Consider the following 20,673-nt stretch of genomic DNA (forward strand, 5'->3'; position numbering starts at 1 on the left):
TCCCCAGCCTCATGGGGGGCGGGATATGGGGACAGTTCACTGGCGGTTTGCCACCGGCAAACCCGGCAATGATCGGCACCGACAGGTCCGACGATCCGCGCAGCCCGCAAGCGCGTCACCCCCGGCAATCCAGCCCCGACCACGGGGCACCGGATGCCGTCAGGGTGTCGTGATGCGGGACGCGATCCAACCGCCAAGGTTGGTCGGAGAGGGTTTGGGAGAGGCGATGCCGTCTCCCATTTCGATGCGCGTCGCATCGAAGGGGTCTGCCATCGGCTGGGGCTTCGCCCCGAAGAGATCGCACGCAAATCTCGGAACCGCAGGTGAAGAGTTTGCATAAGTGCGCCCTTGTCCTTTACAGGCCTACGGGTAAGCTCTACCATTTGAGGTTGAAAGTCAAACTTCTCCACCCGCAAATCTAAAAATGGATTCACGCGATATGGCAGAGACGGAACTCGAACGCGCCGAGAAACGATACGCCCAGGCCAAGGCCCGTCTTCAAGCGCTGAAGAACCGGGAAGCGACCCGACAGCGCAAACTCGATACCCGGCGCAAGGTGATCCTGGGCGGGGCGCTCCTCGATCTGGCGGAACGGGATTCCAGTGCTGCCGCGATGCTCGACCGGCTCGTGCGCAACCTCGCCCGTGAACAGGATCGCAAGGCCTTCGCGGATTGGGATGCCCCCTCCCCTGCCCCATCCAGTTCTGAACCGGAAACGCCGTCCTGATGCGGGGCGTGATCCGCCTCCTTGACGGGCTGTTCCGGGTCTTCGGTCGGCTGATCTTCACCCCCATCCTGTTGGGCTGGATGATCGGCGCTGTCCTGCTCGGTGCGATGATTGGGTTCATCATCGGGGGCGTCGTGGCCATGACAGCCTTCGGACCTCCGCTTGGTCACTCTGCCTGGGAATGGGTCATCATCGCGCCGCCTGTCTTCATCGGCGCAGTCTTCGGGTTCCAATACTGGCGCAAGACCTCCGGGGCCGATGCCTTCTTCGGGCTGACCGGCGACAGCCACGGCTCGGCCCGCTTTGCCAACCGCAAGGAGCTGAAGAAGCTGGAGGGCCGAAAAGGACAACAGGATGCCGGTCTTCTGATTGGGCGCAACCCACACACCGGACGGTTGTTGCGCTATGATGGCCCCGCCCATCTGATCACCCTCGCCCCGACACGTGCCGGGAAAGGTGTCGGTACCGTCATCCCGAACCTTCTGGCGGCGGAACGGTCGGTGCTGGTTATCGACCCCAAGGGGGAGAATGCCAGGATCGCAGGGGAAGCACGACAGCGGTTCGGGACGGTCCACGTCCTCGATCCGTTTGAAGTGTCGGGAATGCCATCCGCCGCCTACAACCCGCTGGACCGGCTCACACCGGACAGCCTCGATCTGGGCGAGGATGCGGCGTCTTTGACAGAGGCGCTGGTGATGGACCCGCCCGGACAGGTCTCGGAAGCGCATTGGAACGAGGAGGCCAAGGCCATCCTCGGCGGTCTGATCATGTTTTGCGTCTGCCACGAGGATCGTCACCGCCGGACCTTGGCTACCGTGCGGGAATATCTCACCCTGCCCCCAGATCGGTTGCGCGCACTATTGGAGCTGATGCAGGACAGTGAAGCGGCGGGCGGGTTGATCGCTCGCGCCGCCAATCGGTTCCTCGGCAAGGCAGATCGCGAAGCCGCCTCAGTCCTGTCGAACGCACAGCGCCACACGCATTTCCTCGACAGCCCGCGTATTGCCAAGGTCACATCGCGCTCGGACTTCCACTTCGCTGATCTACGGCACCGGATCACGTCGGTGTTTCTGGTGCTGCCCCCTAACCGGATGGACGCCTACAGCCGCTGGCTGCGCCTTCTGGTCTCTCAGGCCCTCCAGGCCATCGCACGGGACGCAGAAGCGTCTCAGAAGCCCTCTGGGGCCTCCCCTCCCCTCTCAGAGGCTCCTACAGCCCCTGTGAGCGCCACAGGACGCCTGAAAGCGCCCACGCTGTTCCTTCTGGACGAGTTTGCTGCCTTGGGCCGTCTGGAGGCCGTGGAACGCGCCATGGGGCTGATGGCGGGCTATGGTCTCCAGCTTTGGCCCATCCTGCAAGACATGAGCCAGCTCAGGGACCTCTACGGCGAACGGGCTGGCACCTTCATCGCCAATGCCGGGGTGCAACAGGTCTTCGGAGTGAATGATTTTGAAACAGCTAAGTGGCTGAGCCAGATGATCGGCCAGGAAACCACTGGGTTCCAGACCGACAGCTACAAGCCGGGTGACAATCCCAGCTTCTCCAACAACCTCACGGGCCGCGATCTGCTGACCCCCGATGAAATCATGCAGATGCCGCCCGAGTTGCAGCTCCTGCGCGTCCAGGGCCAGCCCTCGGCCTTGGCTCAAAAGCTGCGCTACTACGCTGACCCCGAGTTCAAGGGGCTGTTCGTCCCGCAGGACCAGTGATCCGAAGGATGAAACGCCATGACTGAAACGCCTGACCCTGACCAACCCGAGTTCCCTGCCCTCTCCGACGCTGAGCTGCGCGAAACCCTCGATCTCATGGCCACGGCGGTTGCCAGCATGTCCAACCGGATCGACGGCCTGACGCAGGTGGCCAACAAACAGATTGCGGTCTCGACAGAGGCGCGGATCGCCGCGTTCGCGGCTAGGGAACAGACCAACCCGAAAAAATATGGCGAGCTAGTCGGCCAAACCGTCGATGGCGGTATTGCCGCCAGCCTCAAGCGTTTGAACAAAGCGGCTGGGGTTCTGCTCGACAGCGCTGAAAGATCAAACGCGTCGTTTCAGGAAACCACGACACAACACTCAAACACCCTTCGGCTTATTCAGGAGTTGCGTGAAAAACAGCAGAGCGACAGACGCTGGCTTCCATGGGTGGGTCTGGGCGGTGTCGTTCTGGCTTTGGTACTGACGGTTGCGCTTCCTCGTTTCTTAGCCAGCAATGCTTCCACATGCGCTGTCCTCGGGGCGACGTGGACGGCTACAACAGAGGGCGTGAACGCCTGCGTGTTCTACCAACCGTGATGTAGATACCGGTCGGTGGAGCAAGGTCAGCTCGGCAAGCTGGGTGTTATATATGTGTTAGAGTCTGTGTTACGCGAATCATGGCATCGGTCATCATATTGAAAATATTATCTGAATCGGCGCAAATTTGGGCTCTTGGTGGGTGATATTACGATAAGAGGTGTGTGATATTACGAAAGATGGTGTGTGATATTACGAAAGCTGCTTGGTGGGTGATATTACGAACCTCTTGCGTTGGTGGGTGATATTACGAATAGTGCGGTCATGGTGGGTGAAATTACGAAACCTGATAGAACGCCTCTCCTTCCCTTGCGCCACGCTCAGGGGGATTTTTTCGTGTGCGACATCTTTGACGCTGCACCCAAGGGCGACATGGCCTCGATGGCACATCCGATTTTCACCCTTTCGACCAAGCCGGACACGAAAAAGCGCCGCTACGTGGCCACCGATGGCAAGAGCTATGTGGAGATCAGGCCCAACATGATCGGCCTTGCGACTGTCCATGACCGTGATGTGCTGATCTACTGCATCTCTCAGGTGATGGCTGCCCTGAATGACGGAAAGCAGGTCCATAGAACACTCCGGTTCAAGGCATATGATCTTCTGGTCGCCACCAACCGCCCTGTCGCTGGGACCGGATACACCGGCCTGAAAGCCGCGCTAGAGCGCCTTCAAGGCACCCAGGTCGAAACCAACATCACAACCGGCGGTGTTGAGCAAATCGACGGTTTCAGCCTGATTGACCGCTACCGGATTGTGCGGGAAACCCGCGACGGACGTATGCTCGATCTCGAAGTCACCCTGTCGGATTGGGTCTTTAATGCCATCGCTGGTGATGACGTTCTCACGCTCAATCGCCGCTACTTCCAGCTTCGAAAGCCGTTGGAGCGCCGCCTATACGAGTTGGCGCGCAAGCAGTGCGGAACCCAGCCGGAGTGGAAGTGTGGCCTGGACAAGCTGAAAGCTCGAACTGGCTCCACGTCGTCGGACAAGGAATTTCGGCGGTTGGTTCGGGCGATCTGCAAAGCAGACGAAGAACACAACCACATGCCGGATTATGCTTTTCGACTGGACGCCGATATTCTCACGGTAACGCCTAAGCTGGAATTTCTGGAAAACTATTCGCCCAAACCGGAACAAGACAGGCTAACGGGCGGCTATGTCCTGCCCCTCTCGCCGGATACCCTTGAACGGGCCCGGGAACTGGCTCCGACATGGGATGTAAAGGTTCTGGCTGGAGAGTGGCGAACCTATGCCGCTAGACAAAAAGAACCGCCAAAGAACCCGGACGCCGCGTTTCTTGGGTTCTGCAAAAGCTGGTTCAAGAAACGCGGGCGCAACGGCTGGTAGAGTATTTACTTAAACACTCACTTACTCAAATACTCAGACCATAGGTCGCGGGTGATGTCGGAGATTGAGCGACCCTCCTCAACCGCCTTCATCTTGATTTTCCGATAAAGCGTCACTTCAATCTCGGCGTTCAGGCGTTTCTTTTTCTCGGTCGTTTCGGTGATTTCGTGCAAGATGCGTTTGCGGGCGTCATCGCCCCGGCTTGGACGCTTCGCGGACAATGCCATTACGCCACCTCCCTTTTCGCCGGTGCCAGCATCGTCAGTATCTCGTCGCTCAACGCCGTAGTCTCGGCCTTCGCTTTGGCATTGTCCGCGTCGAACACGGTTAGCCCCTCAGAAGCGGTCTGGGGATACACCTGCCGTTGTGTGATCGTCGTTTCGCAGACCGGCAAGGCGTAGCCATCAAGTGCCGTCCGGACATCGCTGCCAAGACGGGTTCCCTCCACGACACGGGAAACCACAAACCCGGCACGCGGCGATCCGTCCGTGACCTCCTGGCGAGCCTTGATGAAATCCACCAAATCCGATGCGGCCCAGATGTCGTATGGCGACGGCTGAACTGGGATCAGAACGAAGTCGCTGACTTTGATGCAGGCAGCGATCATGTCCTCCAGCTTTGCCGCGCCGTCGATCACCACATAGTCGTAGTTTGCGGCCATACTGGTCAGCGTCTTGACGTTGTTGGGGCGGTCTAGCGCGACCAGCTCGATGGGATTGTCTTCGCTGGCGGCGTGCCAGTCACGGGCACTGCCTTGTGGATCGCTGTCCACGATCAGGACCGAGTGTCCCAGCTCGTGCAGCGATCTGGCGAGATTGGTGCAGATGGTGGTCTTGCCGCTACCACCTTTCGGATTCAGGACGGATATAATGCTCATGCTTTGCCTCATTTGTGTTTTTACTCAAAAACGTAACTGAGTATTTGAGTTGAGGCAAGTGCGGTCTATTCGTTGGAATGATCAAGTTCTGCCCGCTTGCGGGTCTTGAACTGGTTGAAATCGAAAGGCTGCGGCTCTCCTGATTGCTCGCCTTCGACCAGCGCATCATACAGTGCTTTCACTGCTGCCTGATCGACAAGTAGTTGCATGCTTTTCTCCGCCATGCTGGTTCTCCTCAGAATGTCTTGCCTTGCAATCAATAGTTAGGTCACGATACTCATTTACTCAAACACACATTTGAGAGATGGAAAACCTGTTAGGGGCAAGGGGCCATGTGGTTATTTCCCGATTATTCCTGCCGCGCTCGAACCTCGCCAATGAAATCGCCGACAGACCAAAGCCATCCGCGCTGCGTGTCCGTGTAGCTGCCATGAACCGGGGCAGGGACCACGAGTTGAAGGCTGGACGCCTCCATCTGATCGGTCTGCGGCTCTGAAATCCCCGGTTCCAGCGTCAGAAGGTGCTTGCGGCTGATCTTCTCGGCTTCCGCCAGAACCTGCCGCCAGCGATCCTTACAGGTAGATTTGGCTCCCAGCATCGTCAGACGGGCATCGCCCTCGGTTGATGCTGCCAGATAGGTCTCCAGATCGGGAAACAGAAAATCAGGCTTGTGCTTGTGTTCCGTCACAGCGCCCCGGACATGTCGAATGTCATGCGCCCTTAGAACAGCGGCCAGATGGTTCTCAAGCGAATGGCCCATGCGGGATTTGCGCCGGTTCTGGACGCTGAGGGAAAAACTGATGAAGCCGTCCACGTCCGTGCCGCTGTCGTCCACAAACCCGGCCTCGATGCGCGACGATACCACCTTGCGTTCCAACCGCCGGAACAACGCCTCCTCATGGTCCAACCACGCGATGAGAGCTGCGTCCGGATCGTCTTCGGCGCGGACCTCGGGCAGGGTGAGGCGGGCTAGGTCGGAAAACTCGGCCGTCTTCGGGAAGGTCGTGCCGAACTTCTCGATGATACTGTCCAGCTTGTCGGCTTCCGGCTCCTCAAACTCGATGCCGATCTCGTCCAGAATGAAGCGCGCTGCGAAGTCCAGCTCCGGTTCCTCGTCGGAGAACTCGCGGGATACGAAGGATTTGCCCTCGGGGCGAAGACCGAACAGCCAGAAGAGCTGCTGTTCGCTTGTGGACCCCTCCGGGGCCACGATGAACCACAGGACGCCGCCCTGGTCCTTGGCAAGAAACAGGGTGTCCCCGGCTTTCATGGCCTCTGTGACCGGGTTGGAAGGGTAGTAGAGCCGCCATTCGGCGGCGCGCGGCTTGTTGATCCGCGCGTCGTAGTGCGTGGCCCAGCTCTCCTCGGTGAAACCCTCCTGATCGCCGCCAAGCCAGATGTAGATCGCGGGGAACTTCTGCTGATGGGTTTCGCCCAGAAAATCGGACCGCATCTTCACGGTCGTGCCGACCTCGTGCTGGTTCGATGTCTTCGGTTCGGCGTCCACGGCGGACAGGCGCTTGACCCCGACGCCTTCGAAACAATCAGACAGTTGCCCGCGCTGTATCACCGCTCACCTCCAGTGTTTTTATATCCGATTTCAACCACATGGAGCATTGATCGACAACGCTGTCGAAGGGCAGGCGGGTCTTGCCCTTCAGGGCGCATTCCCAGACCGCTCCGATGCGCCAGCCCGCTTCGGCCAGAGCCTGATGCCGCTGCCGGTCGCGCTCGATGTTCGTCCCGATCTTGTCGCGCCAGAACTCCTCGCGGCTCTTCGGCCAGCGAAACAGGTGGCAGTCATGCCCGTGCCAGAAACAGCCATGAACGAAGATGACAGCGCGCCGACCCGCGAACACAAGATCGGGCCTGCCGGGAAGGTCTTTCCTGTGCAGTCGAAAACGGAATCCGCGCCTGTGAAGTGCGGAGCGGATTGCCAGCTCGGGTTTGGTGTTCTTGCTTTTGACAGCAGCCATCATCCGGCTTCGGACGGCGCTGGAAACGGTGTCGGCAGGCATTACGCGTTCGCCAGCGAGGCCTCCAGCATTTCCAGATGTTCGGCTGGCGTTTCGCTGGCGGCGTAGGCGCGCCTCTCGTCCAGTGGCAGTGTGGGCTGGATAGCGGCGGGAACGTCCCGCCTGTCCAGCTCCATGGCCTCGGCGATCCGCGTCTGCATGAGCTGCGCGACCGCGTTGACGACCGGCACGACAACGGCATTGCCGAACTGGCGGTAGGCCTGCGTATCGGAGACGGGGATTTTCCAGTCCGTTTGCCGGGGCTTCTCGAATCCCATCAGGCGGGCACATTCGCGCGGGGTCAGGCGGCGTGGGCGGTCGCCTTTTTGCGCAATGAGGATTTCGGAGCCGTCCTTGTAGTAGCGGGCCGACAGGGTGCGGGCCACGTCATTAGGGCCGAAAAGTGAAAAACCAAAGCCGTTTCCAGCCTTGCGATGCTTTTCCTTGTAGCCCTGAAGGTAATTCCACATGTGTTCGGTGAGGGTGTATTTCGGATCAACCTTCTTATCGAGGATCGACCCCAGCGTCGGGCCGTCGCCTTCCGGCACGGTAAGCTGACCGAAGTCAAACTCGATACTGTGATCCTTGAATCCGACGATGAAAATGCGCTCCCGCTTCTGTGGCACCCAGGGCGTCGAGCTGATGACGTTATGAAAAACGCGGTAGCCAAGCTCGTTCTCCAGCACATGGATGATCGTGGCAAAGGTCTTGCCGCCATCATGGCGCTCAAGGTTCTTCACGTTTTCCAGCAGGAAAGCAGGGGGCCGGTGATGGTCGATGATTTTGGCCAGATCGTAGAACAGCGTTCCTTGCGTGTCGCACAGGAATCCATGTGGACGGCCAAGGGCATTCTTCTTGCTGACGCCTGCAATCGAGAACGGCTGGCACGGAAAACCGGCCAGCAGTACGTCAGGGGCCGGAATTGTCTCCGGTGCATCCGCGTAGGGCCGCACGTCCTCGGCAAAGATATGTTCGCTGTTGGCGGGTTCGGGGAAATTGGCGCTGTAGGTCTCCCGGCTGAACCGATCCCATTCTGCGGTGAACACACACCGCCCGCCGATGCCTTCAAATGGGATACGAATGCCGCCGATTCCGGCAAAGAGATCAATGAACCGGAAACCCTCTGGCCGCGCGCCAGTGCAACGCGCGTCTGCGGTCTGGCGCAGCTTTTCCAGCCGGAGCTGGTCAATCCGCTTGCCTTCACCGTTGATATGTCGCCGGACTGTCCGGGCGTTCACGTCCAGAAGCTCTGCCGCCGTGTCGATGTCGAGACCGGCGCGCTCCATCAATTCTGCAAATTCTGTCCGTGGATGCGCGTTCATGTGCCTGCCCCTGATCTGTGTCTATTATTGACAACATGTCATAATATGTCCCAGCAAGCTTGGGAACCCTGTTTCTGGCATTTGTTCATGTTTTGTTCTAACCGCGAGATAAAGATAAATACATTAACGTTGCGTGCGAAAGCGGTCTTAACTTGAAATCCACCCTCCTGTCGTATATGTCTCCCCTGTCGTCTATGATCGGGTGAGCTTCCAAGCGATACGGCGACCTGCCAGCTATGCTGGTCCCCAGTGGGGCGCAAGAGGACCCCGACCCGAGCGCAAGCTCGCGATGTAGGTCCTGCGGGGCCTATTTTCGTTTTTAGAGCAGACTTTAGCGGCGACGGATTTGTACGGCTGGTCCAAGTGGCGTCTGGACGCCGCGCGCAACGGCATCGACCAAGCGAGGGAATGACACTGGACTCGCCCATTTGGTCATATTGTCCTTTTCATAGGCGGATCGAACGATGACAGCGATATCAGCATCTTTGTGTGTGGAACGTGTGGGATCGAAAAACACCGCATACGGCGGTGCCCCGGCCATCCCGCGCAGAAAGAAGAAGTTTCGGTCTTTCGACCTGTAGACGCTGTGGCCCCCGATAGTGCTGAAGAGCTGTGGCAAGTCGCGGGACAGCCCCCAACGTCTTTCATCGAAAGCGCGCCAGTCTCCCGGCCTGCGGCTGTAGATCAGATCGGGAGTGTGGTCGTCAGGGTTGAATACCGCTGTAAAAACGTGGTCCTCGAAAGTGACCCGCACGGAATAATCCGTTTCGTTGTGTGTGACATTGAAGACGAATGGATCAAGATGGGCCAAATCAAAGACCTGTCCCCTGATCTTCTTGTTTTTGAAGTACGGCATGGCTGATCAGTCGCTATCTTTCACGACGCGCAGCTTGGGCTTGCCCTTTTTGGCGGTCTTGGCTTTCTTCTCGGCCACCTTGGCTTCGCGCTCTTCGATCTTCTCCTTGGCATAAGGCATGACTTCCTTAATCAAGCCGTCAAAGGAATACTCGTTCGTGAGATTGCCGGTCTCCTTGTAACTCCGCTGGTGACGCTCGATCAGACCAAGATCGACCAGGCCTGAAATAACGCGAGTGACATGGCGCGGGCTGCGGCCAACCGCTTCAGCGATAGTTCCGATTGCAGGGCGGGGCCGTCCGTCTTTTGTCCACCAGAAGGTGCAGAGGAAAAGAAGAATGTTCACTTCAAGCGGGGTGAGGCCAAGAGCTTTTTGCCGCTCCAAGATAACACTTTGAAAAACGGTGAACCCGCTCTCCATCAGGGTCTTCGACCATTTCTTTTCGTTTTCGCGGAGCTGCTTTTCCTGCTCCTTGGGTTTGGTTTGCTGTGCCATAATGATACCTATAAATCGTTGTTAGTCAGTTATATGCACGCTCCTTGCAGCTCGATCAAACCGACCGGGATGACACCCGCGACAGGGGCCGAGGGATACTCGGATAGTCCACTTGGGGTCATGTTGGGGAATATGGTTGAATGGACTCTACTTTGGGCGACAGGTGCGACAGGGGGATTCCTGCCGTGGGTAGCAGGGGCATGAGACGCAAACGTCACCCCCATCTGACACCTATGTCGGTAGATCAGGCGCGTTTTTCTAGGGGTTGAACGAGAAAAAGACTGATTCAGCAGAGATTTACGCTTTTACACGACCGTTCGCGCGGTAGCACGCTGTATCTCATTGGGCTGCAAAGTAGTTCGGTGCACTAGCTCAACCCGAGTTATGCCCGCCGCACAGTCCGCTCGCTGACTTTGAAAAGCCGTGCGATCTCAGAGACAGCACGGTGATCTTCGTCCCTCATGCGCGTCACTTCGTCTTTTTGCGCAGTTGTGAGGGCAGGGGGCCTGCCGCCGATCCGGCCACGCTTGCGCGCTGACGCCAACCCTTCTTTGGTCCGCTCGGAAATCCGCTCCCGCTCGAACTGGGCGATAGATGCAAAGACGTGGAAGACCAGACGGCCTGCCGGCGTCGTAGTATCGATGTCTTCGGCCAGCGACCGGAAGCCGGCACCCCGCTCGCGGATCGTTTCCACGATCTCCAAGAGGTCTTTAAGTGACCGGGCCAGGCGGTCGTACTTGGTGACCGTCACGACGTCGCCGTCGCGGAGCTGATCAAGCATCTTGTCCAGCTCGGGCCGCTCGCGCTTCGATCCGCTGATCTTATCTGCAAACAGTTTGCCAGCTCCTGCCGCTGTCAGCGCGTCGGTCTGGGCATCGAGATTCTGGTCGTCAGTGCTGACGCGGGCGTATCCGATAATCATGCTTTGATCTGGTCAGAAAGGTAGGGTTTTGTCCAGAGTATCGCATTTTGACCAATGGTCCGGTTGAGCCGGTACTACCTGCCAACCACACTCAAGCCAACGAACAGGTTCCCCGGGTGAAAAATACAAGTATGGTTTCCCGGAGGAGGCTTTTCAGTATGCTCTATCCGGTGTCTATGTTCACCAATTCGATATGTTGCGGCAGTCATGAGATTTGGAGAAATTTAGATGGAAACCTTTGAAGTAGGCGTCGAAAGCGACCACATCGAACGTCTTGCAAAGGCAAAACCAGTCAATGCTCTCTCAGAGCTGATATGGAATTCGTATGATGCTGATGCAACGACCGTGCGAGTTGACATCGAAGAAGGTGACGTAGTCCAGCTGGGTCTTATCCGCATTTCAGATAATGGAAATGGGATACCAAGAGATCAAGCCCAAGAATACTTCGAAAGTCTGGGCGGATCGTGGAAACAGAAAACTCGGCGCACAGAACAAGGTCGTGCCATCCACGGATTGAAGGGTCAGGGGAGAATGAAAGCCTTTGCCCTTGGTAAATCTGTCGTTTGGTATTCTGACAACAACGGACAGCGCTTTACCATCAGCGGCAGCCTATCCGACATTAAGACCTTCCAAATTAGTGATCCTGTCGCCGCCCAAAGTCGTGGTTGTGTTGTTGAAATTACGGAGATTGAGAAGGACTGGGAAATCCGAGCATCGCATGGGTTTACCGCCCAAATACGCGATATGTTCGCCCTTCAACTGTATGAGGATCCAAACTTCTCCATCATCTACGATGGCGAAGAAATAGATGCAGCCGATGCCATATCGGCAGTAACGCCGGTTGATATCGTCACGACGACAGCGGAAAAAGTTGAATACAAGGCAAAGCTGGAAATTGTTGAATGGCGAAAAAGCGTTGATCGCAAGATGATGCTCTGCCTGCCCGGTCGTTTCAGTTTCTTTGAAATGGCCCCTGGAATCAAAGCGAGGGGGTTTAGCTTTACGGCTTATCTTACATCGGATTATTTCCAAACTTTGGCAGATGAGAACCGCGAAGGGCTGATTGAGCTGGACCCCATTGCGCAGGGACTGGTTAGCGAAGCCAAGGATGCTATGCGTGTCCATTTTCGTGAGCGTGAAGCGCATCGGTCGCGTGCTAAAATTGATGAATGGCAGGAAGCAGGTGTCTATCCTTATCGAGGCACTGCTGAAGACCCCATCGAGCGCAATGAGCGTCAGGTTTTTGATGTCGTGGCGCTCAATCTTGCTGACTACAGTTCAGAATTTGAGAATTCGCCTAAGAAGACGCAGCAGCTTATTTTTCAGCTGATAAAGGCCGCTGTTGAAACAGGGCCAAACACCCTTCCTGGGCTGTTGGCAGAAGTGATAAACCTTCCACCGGAACGCCAAGAAGAAATGGCAGGTCTACTACAGAAAACATCACTGACCGGCATCATTGAGGCAGCAAAAGAGGTAACAAACAGACTTGAATTCATCAAAGCGCTTCAGGTTTTAGTCTTTGATCCTTCATCCAAGCGCCAACTTCTCGAACGCACCCAGCTCCACCGGATCATCGCTCAAGAAACATGGGTGTTTGGTGAGGAATTCAATCTTGTGAACGATGATGAAGATTTAACCTCGGTACTGAGATCACATCTTTCAGTCTTGGGAAAAGACCGCTCTGAGCTTGCTCCTGATGTCGATGAAAAGGTACTCGACGCGGATGGCAAGAATGCCATTGTTGACCTGATGCTGTCACAGCGCGTTCCGACTGCAACTGATGCAAAGAGAAAGCACTTAGTGATCGAACTCAAACGCCCATCGCAGCCAATAAATGACGATGTAATCAACCAGACAAAGAAATATGCACGTGCTGTAGCTGCTGATCCTCGATTTAAGGACACAGGAACAGAATGGGATTTCGTCGCCATTTCAAACAACATCACCCCGGATGCAGAGATTGAGTCCACTCAAAGAGACAGACCCGTGGGATTGGTGGCTGAGTATGACGAATTGAAAGCCCGTGTTTGGGTGAAGACTTGGGGTCAGGTTATTCAAGAAGCTGAAGGCAGATTGACATTTTATCGGCGGAAACTGGGATACCAAGCGAATGAAGCTCAAGCCCTAGAATACCTGCGTACGATGAACCCGGACTTGCTAAGCGATGAGGTCCGTCGCCGCGTAGACGAACTGAGTACGGCGGAATCAAACAAGGGAAGTCCAGAGCGGTGACAAAAACCTGCCAAAACCGCAAAGGTTTTGCCGGGGGTTTTTGTCATACCTAACCGACTGATCTGAAGCAGGGCGGCAAAAACTGGCAGAATCGACCGTTTGTGCCGCGTAAAGTGCGACAAGAATGTGTGCCTGATAGTCGCGATTAGTAGTCCGCGCGGAAACATCCGCCTTTGGGGAAAAACAATGTGTCGCCCCTTGAAGCTATAGTAACTGTAGTTTCTATATCTCATGATAAGAACAGGAAACCTCTATAAAAACAGGAAAAGAACACATGGTTGTTACACTGAAGGAGCCAGGAAACGAGATGGAGAAGCCCAGAAGCGCCAAAGCCGGTATGATGTGTCCGGTCTGCGATGTTCCACTCAGCATGTCGGACCGACAGGGCGTGGAAATCGACTTTTGCCCGCAATGCCGGGGCGTCTGGCTGGACCGGGGCGAGCTTGACAAGATCATCGAACGCAGTGCCGCCGAAATGGCCCCGCCGCCACGGCGCGAGCCCGAACCCCGGGGTTACGACGACCGGGGCGGATACAGCAAACACGGTAGCCATGGCAAACACGGGTATCGCGGCCGGAAATCGTTCCTGCGCGAATTGTTCGACTAGGTGGACAAATCATGGGACATCATCGGTTCAAACCATCCAGACACGAGCGATATCGCGAGCCGGATGCGTATCATGACGAAGAAGACGGTTACGGGTATCGCGACCGCAGAAGCCTGCCTGCGCTGAATATTCCGGGCTCGGTCATCGTGGCCGGGCTGGTCTTGTGGTCCGCGCTTGCGCTTGGCGTGTGGTGGCTGGTCGATCCGGTGCTGGCGTGGATTTCCGGCGCTGCCGGTCCGCTGGCCGATACCGGCACCGGGTTTGCAAACTGGTTCGGCCTGGGCGCCGAGGCCAACGCCTTGCGCGATGCGGCCAATATCGAGGGGCTGGTCGGCTGGGCGATGGGGCCGGTTCACTTCCTCGCCAAGGCGGCCCTTCTATTGGTGTGGGTCGTCGGGCTGATAGGGCTGACTGTCCTGCCTGCGGTGCTGCGCCGCCGCCGGGCGGCATGGAACTGACGGGCGGCGCGTTCATGGTGACAACAGTGCCTGAACGCCGCCCCGAACCACGGTACACATGACATCCGAACCGCCGATCATGACCGGTCCGATCCTGTTTCTCGATGATATCGGGGCGTCCGGGGCGCAACTGTCTGCCCTTTTCATCGCGGCCGGGCGGGCGCGCCCGGAGCCGGTCAGAACGGTCGATGGCGTCCATGCCGCGGAACGCCTTGCCGACTACGATCATGCCACCGTATGGCGCGCAAGGTTCCACCTGCCAGCCGACAGGCCGTCCAGTTACCAATGGAGCGGTGAAAGCTACGACGTAGCAGGCGATTTGCGAGGCGATATGCGGATTGCCTATGTGTCCTGCAACGGCGAGGAGATCGGCGATCTTGAGCGCGAAGGCTCCGAGCGCAACGCGATGTGGGCGCGCCTGCGGGAAGATCACCGGAGCGCGCCCTTCTCCCTGCTGCTGCATGGCGGCGATCAGGTCTATGCCGATCAGGTGACCGAGGGGCATCCGCTGAGCGAGAACTGGCCCGAGCATATCCCGAAGGACCCTTCCCGCGCCGATCTGGCCGATCTGCGCCATCACCTGCGCGAACGCTTTCTGGAACGCTATACTGGCCTTTACCGCGCGCCGGAATTTGCCTGGATCGCCGCGCGCGTGCCCTCGCTGATGCAGTGGGACGATCACGACATCTGCGATGGCTGGGGGTCGCTGCCGCGCTCGAAAACCTATTCCCCGGTCGGCCAAACCCTGTTCGAGGTCGCGCGCGAGAGTTTCCTGACCTTTCAGCACGCCTCGGCGGACGGCGATCTGCCGCGGCGCTTTCATGACCCGTCCGGCCTGCATCTGGGCTGGAGCGTCCGCACCGCTGGTCTGCGCATTCTGGCACCCGACATGCGATCGGAGCGCACGCGCCGTGCGATCATGGGAGAGGGCGGCTGGGCGATGATGCGCGCCGAAGCCGCGGCACCGGTTCAGGGCCACACGTTCCTGATGTCCAGCGTCCCGTTGCTGGGTCCGCGCCTATCGCTGCTCGAGGCGCTGATGGTTGCCGTCCCGAAGATGCAGAAATACGAGGACGATCTGCGCGATCAGTGGCAAAGCCGTGCCCATCGCGCAGAATGGTGCGACATGCTGCGGCTGGTTCGCGACATCGCGCTTGCCGACGGCCATGACGTTACCGTGCTCTCGGGGGAAATCCATCTGGCGACGCGCGCCACGATGAAGCTTCGCACCGACCACTGGCTGCACCAGTTGGTCGCATCCGGTATCGCGCATCGCGCCCCGCCCAAGGCCTGGGCGCGATTCCTGGGTGCCCTTGCACAACTCGGTGAATCGCCGCTCAGGGGGAATCCGATCCGAATCCGGCGCATCCCCGGACAGGCTTCGCGCTATATCGCGGAGCGCAACTATCTGCTGCTGGAAAGGCATTCGGACAGCTGGCGCGCCCGCTGGGTTCTGGAACAGAGCGGGACAACGCCGCCCCTCACGCTGTGATGATGCTCTCAAACGGACGCGCGGTCGCAGGAACGACGGTGGAGGTCTGTACAACCGGTGTAACTGGAGCCAAGGACCTGCAAAATTGGGTGCTGTTAGCGTCACTTTTTTAATCTGTCACTCAATGCAAGCAATAGTCCGGAAAAAATGAAAACACCGTGTATTCCGGCCTGCCAGGCGAGCTGCCGGTCAGTTAGTTCTTCCACATGCATAAACGATTTAAGCAATTGAATCGCTGAGATTGCTACTATCGATGCAATGAGACTGAATTTGAGGCCACTCATGTCAACCGTCCCCAACCAAGAAGGCCGATCCGGGTGTTCGCTTGTCTCGATCTTCGAAACAAAATTCTCATATCCAGCAAAAATTACCAATGTTATAAGATTTCCGACCAGTACGAGATCTACCAGCGACAAAACGGCGAGGATGGTGTCATCACTTGATGACGTAATGATCGTTGGAGCGTAGGACACAAGCTCCTGTAAGAATTTAAAGCTGAGCAACGCGAGTGCCGCGACCAGCCCCAAATAGACTGGTGCCAGCAACCAACGACTTTGGAAGATGAGCCATTCGATTGTATTTTCCAACCACTTCATTTAGTTCCCCGTTCCGCTGACTTTTCTTGTTCGGTTGATTGCACTACCATTTCCGCATTGGTCGATCTGTTGCCAGTTGTTACTGGCGGCGTGAAGCGGAATGCGAGCAATCGCAATGCGTTGAAGACAACGACAACCGTCGATCCCTCGTGTACTGCCACCGCGGGACCAATTCCCAGACCAAGGATCGTGGCAGGGACCAGAAAGGCGACAACCCCCAGACTGAACCACAGGTTTTGCCGGATGATCGAACTTGTCGATCGGCTCAACGCCACGGCGAAAGGCAGATGGTTCAGATTGTCCGCCATCAGCGCCACATCGGCGGTTTCCAGCGCCACATCCGAACCCGCCGCGCCCATGGCGATGCCGACCGTGGCGTTGGCCATCGCAGGCGCGTCATTGACACCGTCGCCGACCATGGCGACCTTGGCCTCGGCGCGCAGGCTCTTGATCGTTTCCACCTTGTCATCCGGCATCAGGTCGCCCCGCGCCTCGTCAAGGCCGATAGCCCGCGCCACAGCGTCGGCGACTTTCTGATTGTCGCCCGAAATCATGATCATCCGGCGGATGCCGATCTCGTGCAGCGCCTTGATGACCGCCGGGGCCGCTTCGCGCGGTGTATCCATCAGGCCGATCACCCCGAGATACCTGTCCCCCTGGCGCACGACCATCGTGGTGCGTCCGTCTGCTTCCAGCGCCTCGACCTTTGCGCGCAACGTGTCGGGCATGGGCGGGCCGTCGACTTCGGCAAACAGATCGTCCTTGCCGATATAGGTCGTCTCGCCATCGACCTGGGCCACGACACCGCGCCCGGTGATGCTGCGCAGATCGGACGCCTCGGCGGCGGGTATGTCGCCAAGCCGTTCGCGCCCGTCCCTGACAACGGCGGCGGCGAGAGGATGGTCACTCAGCGCCTCGACCCCGATTGCCACCCGCAGAAGGTCTTTTTCCTCGACACCCTCGGCCGTCACCACATCGACCAGCTTTGGCTTACCTTCGGTCAAGGTGCCGGTCTTGTCGAAAGCAATGGCTGTCAGCCGCCCCAGATTTTCAAGCGGCGCACCGCCCTTGACCAGGACGCCGCCGCGTGCGGCGCGTGCCACCCCGCTGAGAACCGCGCTTGGCGTCGCGATGGCGAGCGCACAGGGGCTTGCCGCCACCAGAACCGCCATGGCGCGATAAAATGTGTCGCTGAAGGGCTCGTCGATGACGAAGCCCGCGAACAACAGCGCGATGGCAAGTACCAGCACCGCCGGAACAAAGATGCGCTCGAACCGGTCGGTCAGGCGCTGTGTGGGCGATTGGTTGGTTTCGGCCTCGTTCACCATCTTGACGACACGGGCGAGGGTCGAATCCGCCGATGTGCGCGTGACCTGGATTTCCAATGCGCCGCCACCGTTGATCGTACCGGCAAAAACACGGTTTCCGGCATCCACCAGGTCGGGCTTTTCGGCGGCCACGTTCGCGTCCCCGACGGGCGATTTGTCCACCGGCACGCTCTCGCCGGTAATCGGTGCCTGATTGACGCTGCTTTCACCCTTGATGACAAAGCCGTCTGCGGCCAGTCGCTCGTTCGGTTTCACCAGCACAATGTCACCGACCCGCAAGGCATCGACGGCGATCTCCTCGACCTTGCCGTCCCGGCGTACGGTGGCCGTTTTGGGTGCCAGGGCACCAAGCGCTTCAATGGCCCGCTTGGCGCGACCCATGGCATAGCCTTCCAGCGCATGACCAAGGCTGAAAAGGAACAGCAGCAACGCGCCCTCGGCCCATTCGCCAAGTGCCGCCGCGCCCGCCGCCGCCACAAGCATCAGGAAATCAATCTCGAACCGGCCATTGCGGACACTGTCGATGGCCTCGCGCAGAGCATAGTAGCCGCCGAAGAAATAGGCGGGGACAAGGACGAACAGGGGTGCCCATGACGGCATCGCCACGAACTTCGGCAAAAGCCAGCCAATAAGCAGAAGCACACCGCACAGCCCCACAAAGATCAGTTCGGTCTGCGCCCCGAAAATACCACCGTGGGCGTGATCGTGGTCATCCGCCTTGTCGGCACTTGCGGGACCGGGTTTCTCCCGCTCCGGCGATACCTTCATCTCCTCAAGGGATTTGCGGATGGTGTCCTCATCGGTTTGCGTCCGGTCGAACTCGATCCGCAGGGGACCGCCCGCGTTGGCGTGGGCCTCGACAACCCCCGACAGACGCTGCACGTTCTCGCTGACGGTCCTCGCCCGGCGCTGATCCGCAATTCCGTCAACCTGCCAAACCACATGCCCGAACTTTGCGGCAATTTCCGCCCCGAAGGTCCCGGCGAGTTGGCGGATGCGCTCAAGCGGAAGGACGGCGGGGTCGTAATGAATACACAACTCCGCACCTGCACCGTCCTCTTCGTCGCGAATGTGCACGCGCTCGACGCCGTCGCGAGGCTCAAGGCTCTCGATCAGCCGTCGAACACAGGCGTCACGCGCGTCCGGCACTTCGGGAAGCAACAGCGGGAGATCGAGACGAAGGGTATCGGCCATGGTGAATATCCTGTCAGTTTGCTGTCGGCTCAAACCTGCTCGCGGCAAGCGCCGCAGTCGAGTTCACCACCAACGTTGGCCGTTTCTGGAGCACACTCCGGCCATGTAAAGGTCGTTTATCGGGCGACCTCTAAACCATTTTTCGCCTTTTTCCAATACCATGGAAATTATCTCGATGATAAGCAGCTTCGGGAATCCGCAAGCAGGATTTTCCGGGGCAACCCTGGCCCCAAGCAATTCGGGCCAGTCTGTCACCAGCCTAATCCTCGCGCATCGGCCAATGTATCAGCTCGCGCGGCTTGTCGGTGATTTCGACCAGCGTGCCGAAGACGTCGAAACACACCGCCTCGATCCCGTCGAAGATTGGTGGCAAGTCAGTGACTGAGGCCGCGATCACGGTCCACGTCCCTGTCGATTTCTTTCTCGCTCTCGACTTCCCGGTCTTTCTCCGGTTCTTCGATCTCCAGCCGCTCGCGCGGCTTGTTCAACACATCGTCCAGACGCTCGCGGATCGACGGCTTCTCGCCGTCTTCTACGCTCGCGTCCCGCTCGGCCCCGCGATCCTTGTCCAGCGCTTCCCGCAACCGCTCCTGCGCAGAACGCCTAGGTTCTTCGTCACTCTGCCCACCGCGTTCCGGTTCTTCCCGATCTGGACCGTCCCGCCCAGTGATCCGCGCCAATCGCTCCCGGATATCGTTCGATGCGCGCGGCCCGCGTTCTTTCGATGTCGCCGCCCTAAGTGCGGCCAGACCGGCAGAGACACGCCCCTGCCCTTCATCACGGGCCGTGCCATAGGTCTCCCGCGCCAGCTCCAACCGCTCGCGCATTTCCCGAAACGCAGCACGCGCCTGGCGGGCCGCATGAACCACGGCCCCGCGTTCCGTGACCGGCACGTACTCCCGCCCCTCACGCGCGGCCATCGCCTTTTCGCGACGCTCCATCGAATTGGCCGCTGGCCCCAGCTTCAGCTCCGGGTCACGGTCCAGCTCTTCGGCGGACAGGGTATCGCCGCGCTCCTGCGCCGCCTCGCGCTGCGCCTCAAGCGACCGGTGATCGACCCGTTCGTGTTCCCCTACCCTCTCCAGCGCCCGGTTCTGCAATTCGGCCCAGACGCCGCGCATCTGCTCGATTTCGACGCCGCCGGTCTTCGCGGAATCGAGCACCCGCGTCTTGGCCGTGAATCCCTCGGCCTCCAGCTTCCGGGTGCTGGTCAGAACGTGGGCATGGTGGTTGCGCTGATCGCCCTCGCGGTGCGGCGCATGGATCGCCACATCGACGGCGACGCCGTAGCGGCTGACCAGCTCCTCGGCGAACTGGCGGGTGATCTGCGAGCGGTCTTCGGCGCTGATCTCTGACGGCAGGGCCAGCTCCCATTCGCGGGCGGTGACGGAGTTGCGGCGGGTCTCGCTGGCCTCGACCTCGTTCCAGAGGCGGGACCGGTCCGAGGCCCAGTCCGGCGCGTCCTTCGGTGCCAGAATGAAGGTCTGCTCGATGCCCTGCTTGCGGGTATAATCGTGGATGCGACCTTCGCGCTGGCACTCGATGCGCTCCCCGACACGGTAGGCGGCGGCGGCCGTCGCGGTGCGTCCGGCAGAGCGTTTGATCGTCTTCACGGAGAGGTGGTAGCTGGCCATGCGCCCTACCCTCCCGCCGACGATAGACGCCGTCGAGGTGCGCGTTCGCACTGCCGACGCGCGCCGCTGCTGACCCCGGCCAATGCCCCAGCATTGGCCGCCTGGTCAGCCGTCTTTTCCCCGCAGGCCCGCGCCCAACAACGCTGGGGCCGAAGGGGAAAAGACAGCCCGCACGATGCGAGCCAACGGCTCTCTGAGGCGCGGGCTTGCCAGTGAGCTGCCCCCAGATCCCCAGCCTCATGGGGGGCGGGATATGGGGACAGTTCACTGGCGGTTT

Annotated in this window: 21 protein-coding genes; 9 read left to right on the forward strand and 12 right to left on the reverse strand. The window is 58.9% G+C overall.

Annotated elements, in window-relative coordinates:
- Nucleotides 1-424 precede the first annotated feature (424 nt).
- From PH5382_RS18620 to trfA, 4 genes are all read left to right on the forward strand, one after another.
- Entirely contained in the window at nt 425-727 is a 303-nt protein-coding gene (locus PH5382_RS18620) for a mobilization protein (RefSeq protein ID WP_231751938.1), read from the forward strand.
- Entirely contained in the window at nt 727-2,436 is a 1,710-nt protein-coding gene (locus PH5382_RS18625) for a type IV secretory system conjugative DNA transfer family protein (protein ID WP_058335891.1), read from the forward strand. Before PH5382_RS18620 ends, PH5382_RS18625 begins: the two co-directional genes overlap by 1 nt.
- A gap of 18 nt (nt 2,437-2,454) precedes the next feature.
- A complete protein-coding gene (locus PH5382_RS18630; protein WP_058335892.1) occupies nt 2,455-3,018 on the forward strand; it encodes a hypothetical protein in 564 nt (187 codons plus the stop codon).
- Nucleotides 3,019-3,282: 264 nt separating this feature from the next.
- Nucleotides 3,283-4,368: a plasmid replication initiator TrfA gene (gene trfA, locus PH5382_RS18635; RefSeq protein ID WP_058335893.1), complete on the forward strand. Its 1,086-nt coding sequence runs from the start codon at nt 3,283-3,285 to the stop codon at nt 4,366-4,368.
- A gap of 17 nt (nt 4,369-4,385) precedes the next feature.
- Here the strand turns inward: trfA and PH5382_RS18640 are convergent, their stop codons facing one another.
- The 9 genes from PH5382_RS18640 to PH5382_RS18675 all read right to left on the reverse strand — a co-directional run bounded on the left by PH5382_RS18640 (nt 4,386) and on the right by PH5382_RS18675 (nt 10,855).
- Nucleotides 4,386-4,595, reverse strand: a complete 210-nt coding sequence (locus tag PH5382_RS18640; protein ID WP_058335894.1) for a hypothetical protein — start codon at nt 4,593-4,595, stop codon at nt 4,386-4,388.
- Entirely contained in the window at nt 4,595-5,245 is a 651-nt protein-coding gene (parA, locus tag PH5382_RS18645; protein WP_058335895.1) for a ParA family partition ATPase, read from the reverse strand. The genes PH5382_RS18640 and parA overlap by 1 nt, the downstream gene beginning before the upstream one ends.
- A 65-nt stretch (nt 5,246-5,310) precedes the next feature.
- Nucleotides 5,311-5,469 (reverse strand): type II toxin-antitoxin system ParD family antitoxin, encoded by a 159-nt coding sequence (locus PH5382_RS19580; RefSeq protein ID WP_082645759.1) that lies wholly within the window; start codon nt 5,467-5,469, stop codon nt 5,311-5,313.
- A gap of 125 nt (nt 5,470-5,594) precedes the next feature.
- Nucleotides 5,595-6,815 (reverse strand): type II restriction endonuclease, encoded by a 1,221-nt coding sequence (locus PH5382_RS18650; RefSeq protein WP_231751939.1) that lies wholly within the window; start codon nt 6,813-6,815, stop codon nt 5,595-5,597.
- Entirely contained in the window at nt 6,790-7,263 is a 474-nt protein-coding gene (locus PH5382_RS18655) for a very short patch repair endonuclease (protein ID WP_058335896.1), read from the reverse strand. Before PH5382_RS18655 ends, PH5382_RS18650 begins: the two co-directional genes overlap by 26 nt.
- Nucleotides 7,263-8,582: a DNA (cytosine-5-)-methyltransferase gene (gene dcm, locus PH5382_RS18660; protein WP_082645760.1), complete on the reverse strand. Its 1,320-nt coding sequence runs from the start codon at nt 8,580-8,582 to the stop codon at nt 7,263-7,265. Before dcm ends, PH5382_RS18655 begins: the two co-directional genes overlap by 1 nt.
- 331 nt (nt 8,583-8,913) lie before the next feature.
- Nucleotides 8,914-9,438: a hypothetical protein gene (locus PH5382_RS18665; RefSeq protein WP_058335897.1), complete on the reverse strand. Its 525-nt coding sequence runs from the start codon at nt 9,436-9,438 to the stop codon at nt 8,914-8,916.
- A 6-nt stretch (nt 9,439-9,444) separates the two neighbouring features.
- Entirely contained in the window at nt 9,445-9,933 is a 489-nt protein-coding gene (locus tag PH5382_RS18670) for a helix-turn-helix domain-containing protein (RefSeq protein WP_058335898.1), read from the reverse strand.
- A gap of 382 nt (nt 9,934-10,315) precedes the next feature.
- Entirely contained in the window at nt 10,316-10,855 is a 540-nt protein-coding gene (locus PH5382_RS18675) for a recombinase family protein (protein WP_058335899.1), read from the reverse strand.
- A gap of 228 nt (nt 10,856-11,083) precedes the next feature.
- Between PH5382_RS18675 and PH5382_RS18680 the strand changes: the two genes are divergently transcribed.
- From PH5382_RS18680 to PH5382_RS18695, 4 genes are all read left to right on the forward strand, one after another.
- Nucleotides 11,084-13,087, forward strand: a complete 2,004-nt coding sequence (locus PH5382_RS18680; protein WP_058335900.1) for an ATP-binding protein — start codon at nt 11,084-11,086, stop codon at nt 13,085-13,087.
- A 337-nt stretch (nt 13,088-13,424) separates the two neighbouring features.
- The gene (locus PH5382_RS18685) at nt 13,425-13,694 is read left to right on the forward strand and encodes a TFIIB-type zinc ribbon-containing protein (RefSeq protein ID WP_150120307.1); all 270 of its coding nucleotides are present in this window, start codon (nt 13,425-13,427) and stop codon (nt 13,692-13,694) included.
- An 11-nt stretch (nt 13,695-13,705) separates the two neighbouring features.
- Nucleotides 13,706-14,152 carry a hypothetical protein gene (locus tag PH5382_RS18690; protein WP_058335901.1) on the forward strand — a complete coding sequence of 149 codons (447 nt, stop codon included), beginning with the start codon at nt 13,706-13,708 and terminating at the stop codon, nt 14,150-14,152.
- 58 nt (nt 14,153-14,210) lie between these two features.
- Nucleotides 14,211-15,644, forward strand: a complete 1,434-nt coding sequence (locus tag PH5382_RS18695; protein WP_058335902.1) for an alkaline phosphatase D family protein — start codon at nt 14,211-14,213, stop codon at nt 15,642-15,644.
- Between the two features lie 101 nt (nt 15,645-15,745).
- Here the strand turns inward: PH5382_RS18695 and PH5382_RS18700 are convergent, their stop codons facing one another.
- Both PH5382_RS18700 and PH5382_RS18705 read right to left on the reverse strand, forming a co-directional pair.
- Nucleotides 15,746-16,240, reverse strand: a complete 495-nt coding sequence (locus PH5382_RS18700; RefSeq protein ID WP_058335903.1) for a TIGR00645 family protein — start codon at nt 16,238-16,240, stop codon at nt 15,746-15,748.
- The gene (locus PH5382_RS18705; protein ID WP_058335904.1) at nt 16,237-18,762 is read right to left on the reverse strand and encodes a heavy metal translocating P-type ATPase; all 2,526 of its coding nucleotides are present in this window, start codon (nt 18,760-18,762) and stop codon (nt 16,237-16,239) included. Before PH5382_RS18705 ends, PH5382_RS18700 begins: the two co-directional genes overlap by 4 nt.
- A 160-nt stretch (nt 18,763-18,922) precedes the next feature.
- Between PH5382_RS18705 and PH5382_RS18710 the strand changes: the two genes are divergently transcribed.
- Entirely contained in the window at nt 18,923-19,147 is a 225-nt protein-coding gene (locus tag PH5382_RS18710) for a hypothetical protein (RefSeq protein ID WP_156414969.1), read from the forward strand.
- Here the strand turns inward: PH5382_RS18710 and mobQ are convergent.
- On the reverse strand, nt 19,137-20,396 hold the full coding sequence (gene mobQ / locus PH5382_RS18715) for a MobQ family relaxase (protein WP_058335906.1): 1,260 nt from the start codon (nt 20,394-20,396) through the stop codon (nt 19,137-19,139). The genes PH5382_RS18710 and mobQ overlap by 11 nt on opposite strands.
- Nucleotides 20,397-20,673: the final 277 nt, after the last annotated feature.

The organism is Phaeobacter sp. CECT 5382, from assembly GCF_001457775.1.
GTDB lineage: Bacteria > Pseudomonadota > Alphaproteobacteria > Rhodobacterales > Rhodobacteraceae > Pseudophaeobacter.

Bases quoted from the DNA above. Each gene is read 5' to 3' on its own strand.
- PH5382_RS18630 (WP_058335892.1), top strand. From the start codon at position 2,455: ATGACTGAAACGCCTGACCCTGACCAACCCGAGTTCCCTGCCCTCTCC.
- PH5382_RS18685 (WP_150120307.1), top strand. From the start codon at position 13,425: ATGATGTGTCCGGTCTGCGATGTTCCACTCAGCATGTCGGACCGACAG.
- trfA (WP_058335893.1), top strand. From the start codon at position 3,283: ATGGTGGGTGAAATTACGAAACCTGATAGAACGCCTCTCCTTCCCTTG.
- PH5382_RS18620 (WP_231751938.1), top strand. From the start codon at position 425: ATGGATTCACGCGATATGGCAGAGACGGAACTCGAACGCGCCGAGAAA.
- PH5382_RS19580 (WP_082645759.1), bottom strand. From the start codon at position 5,469: ATGGCGGAGAAAAGCATGCAACTACTTGTCGATCAGGCAGCAGTGAAA.
- PH5382_RS18640 (WP_058335894.1), bottom strand. From the start codon at position 4,595: ATGGCATTGTCCGCGAAGCGTCCAAGCCGGGGCGATGACGCCCGCAAA.
- PH5382_RS18625 (WP_058335891.1), top strand. From the start codon at position 727: ATGCGGGGCGTGATCCGCCTCCTTGACGGGCTGTTCCGGGTCTTCGGT.
- PH5382_RS18695 (WP_058335902.1), top strand. From the start codon at position 14,211: ATGACATCCGAACCGCCGATCATGACCGGTCCGATCCTGTTTCTCGAT.
- PH5382_RS18705 (WP_058335904.1), bottom strand. From the start codon at position 18,762: ATGGCCGATACCCTTCGTCTCGATCTCCCGCTGTTGCTTCCCGAAGTG.
- PH5382_RS18665 (WP_058335897.1), bottom strand. From the start codon at position 9,438: ATGCCGTACTTCAAAAACAAGAAGATCAGGGGACAGGTCTTTGATTTG.
- PH5382_RS18690 (WP_058335901.1), top strand. From the start codon at position 13,706: ATGGGACATCATCGGTTCAAACCATCCAGACACGAGCGATATCGCGAG.
- dcm (WP_082645760.1), bottom strand. From the start codon at position 8,582: ATGAACGCGCATCCACGGACAGAATTTGCAGAATTGATGGAGCGCGCC.
- PH5382_RS18700 (WP_058335903.1), bottom strand. From the start codon at position 16,240: ATGAAGTGGTTGGAAAATACAATCGAATGGCTCATCTTCCAAAGTCGT.
- parA (WP_058335895.1), bottom strand. From the start codon at position 5,245: ATGAGCATTATATCCGTCCTGAATCCGAAAGGTGGTAGCGGCAAGACC.
- PH5382_RS18710 (WP_156414969.1), top strand. From the start codon at position 18,923: ATGGAAATTATCTCGATGATAAGCAGCTTCGGGAATCCGCAAGCAGGA.
- mobQ (WP_058335906.1), bottom strand. From the start codon at position 20,396: ATGGCCAGCTACCACCTCTCCGTGAAGACGATCAAACGCTCTGCCGGA.
- PH5382_RS18655 (WP_058335896.1), bottom strand. From the start codon at position 7,263: ATGCCTGCCGACACCGTTTCCAGCGCCGTCCGAAGCCGGATGATGGCT.
- PH5382_RS18680 (WP_058335900.1), top strand. From the start codon at position 11,084: ATGGAAACCTTTGAAGTAGGCGTCGAAAGCGACCACATCGAACGTCTT.
- PH5382_RS18670 (WP_058335898.1), bottom strand. From the start codon at position 9,933: ATGGCACAGCAAACCAAACCCAAGGAGCAGGAAAAGCAGCTCCGCGAA.
- PH5382_RS18675 (WP_058335899.1), bottom strand. From the start codon at position 10,855: ATGATTATCGGATACGCCCGCGTCAGCACTGACGACCAGAATCTCGAT.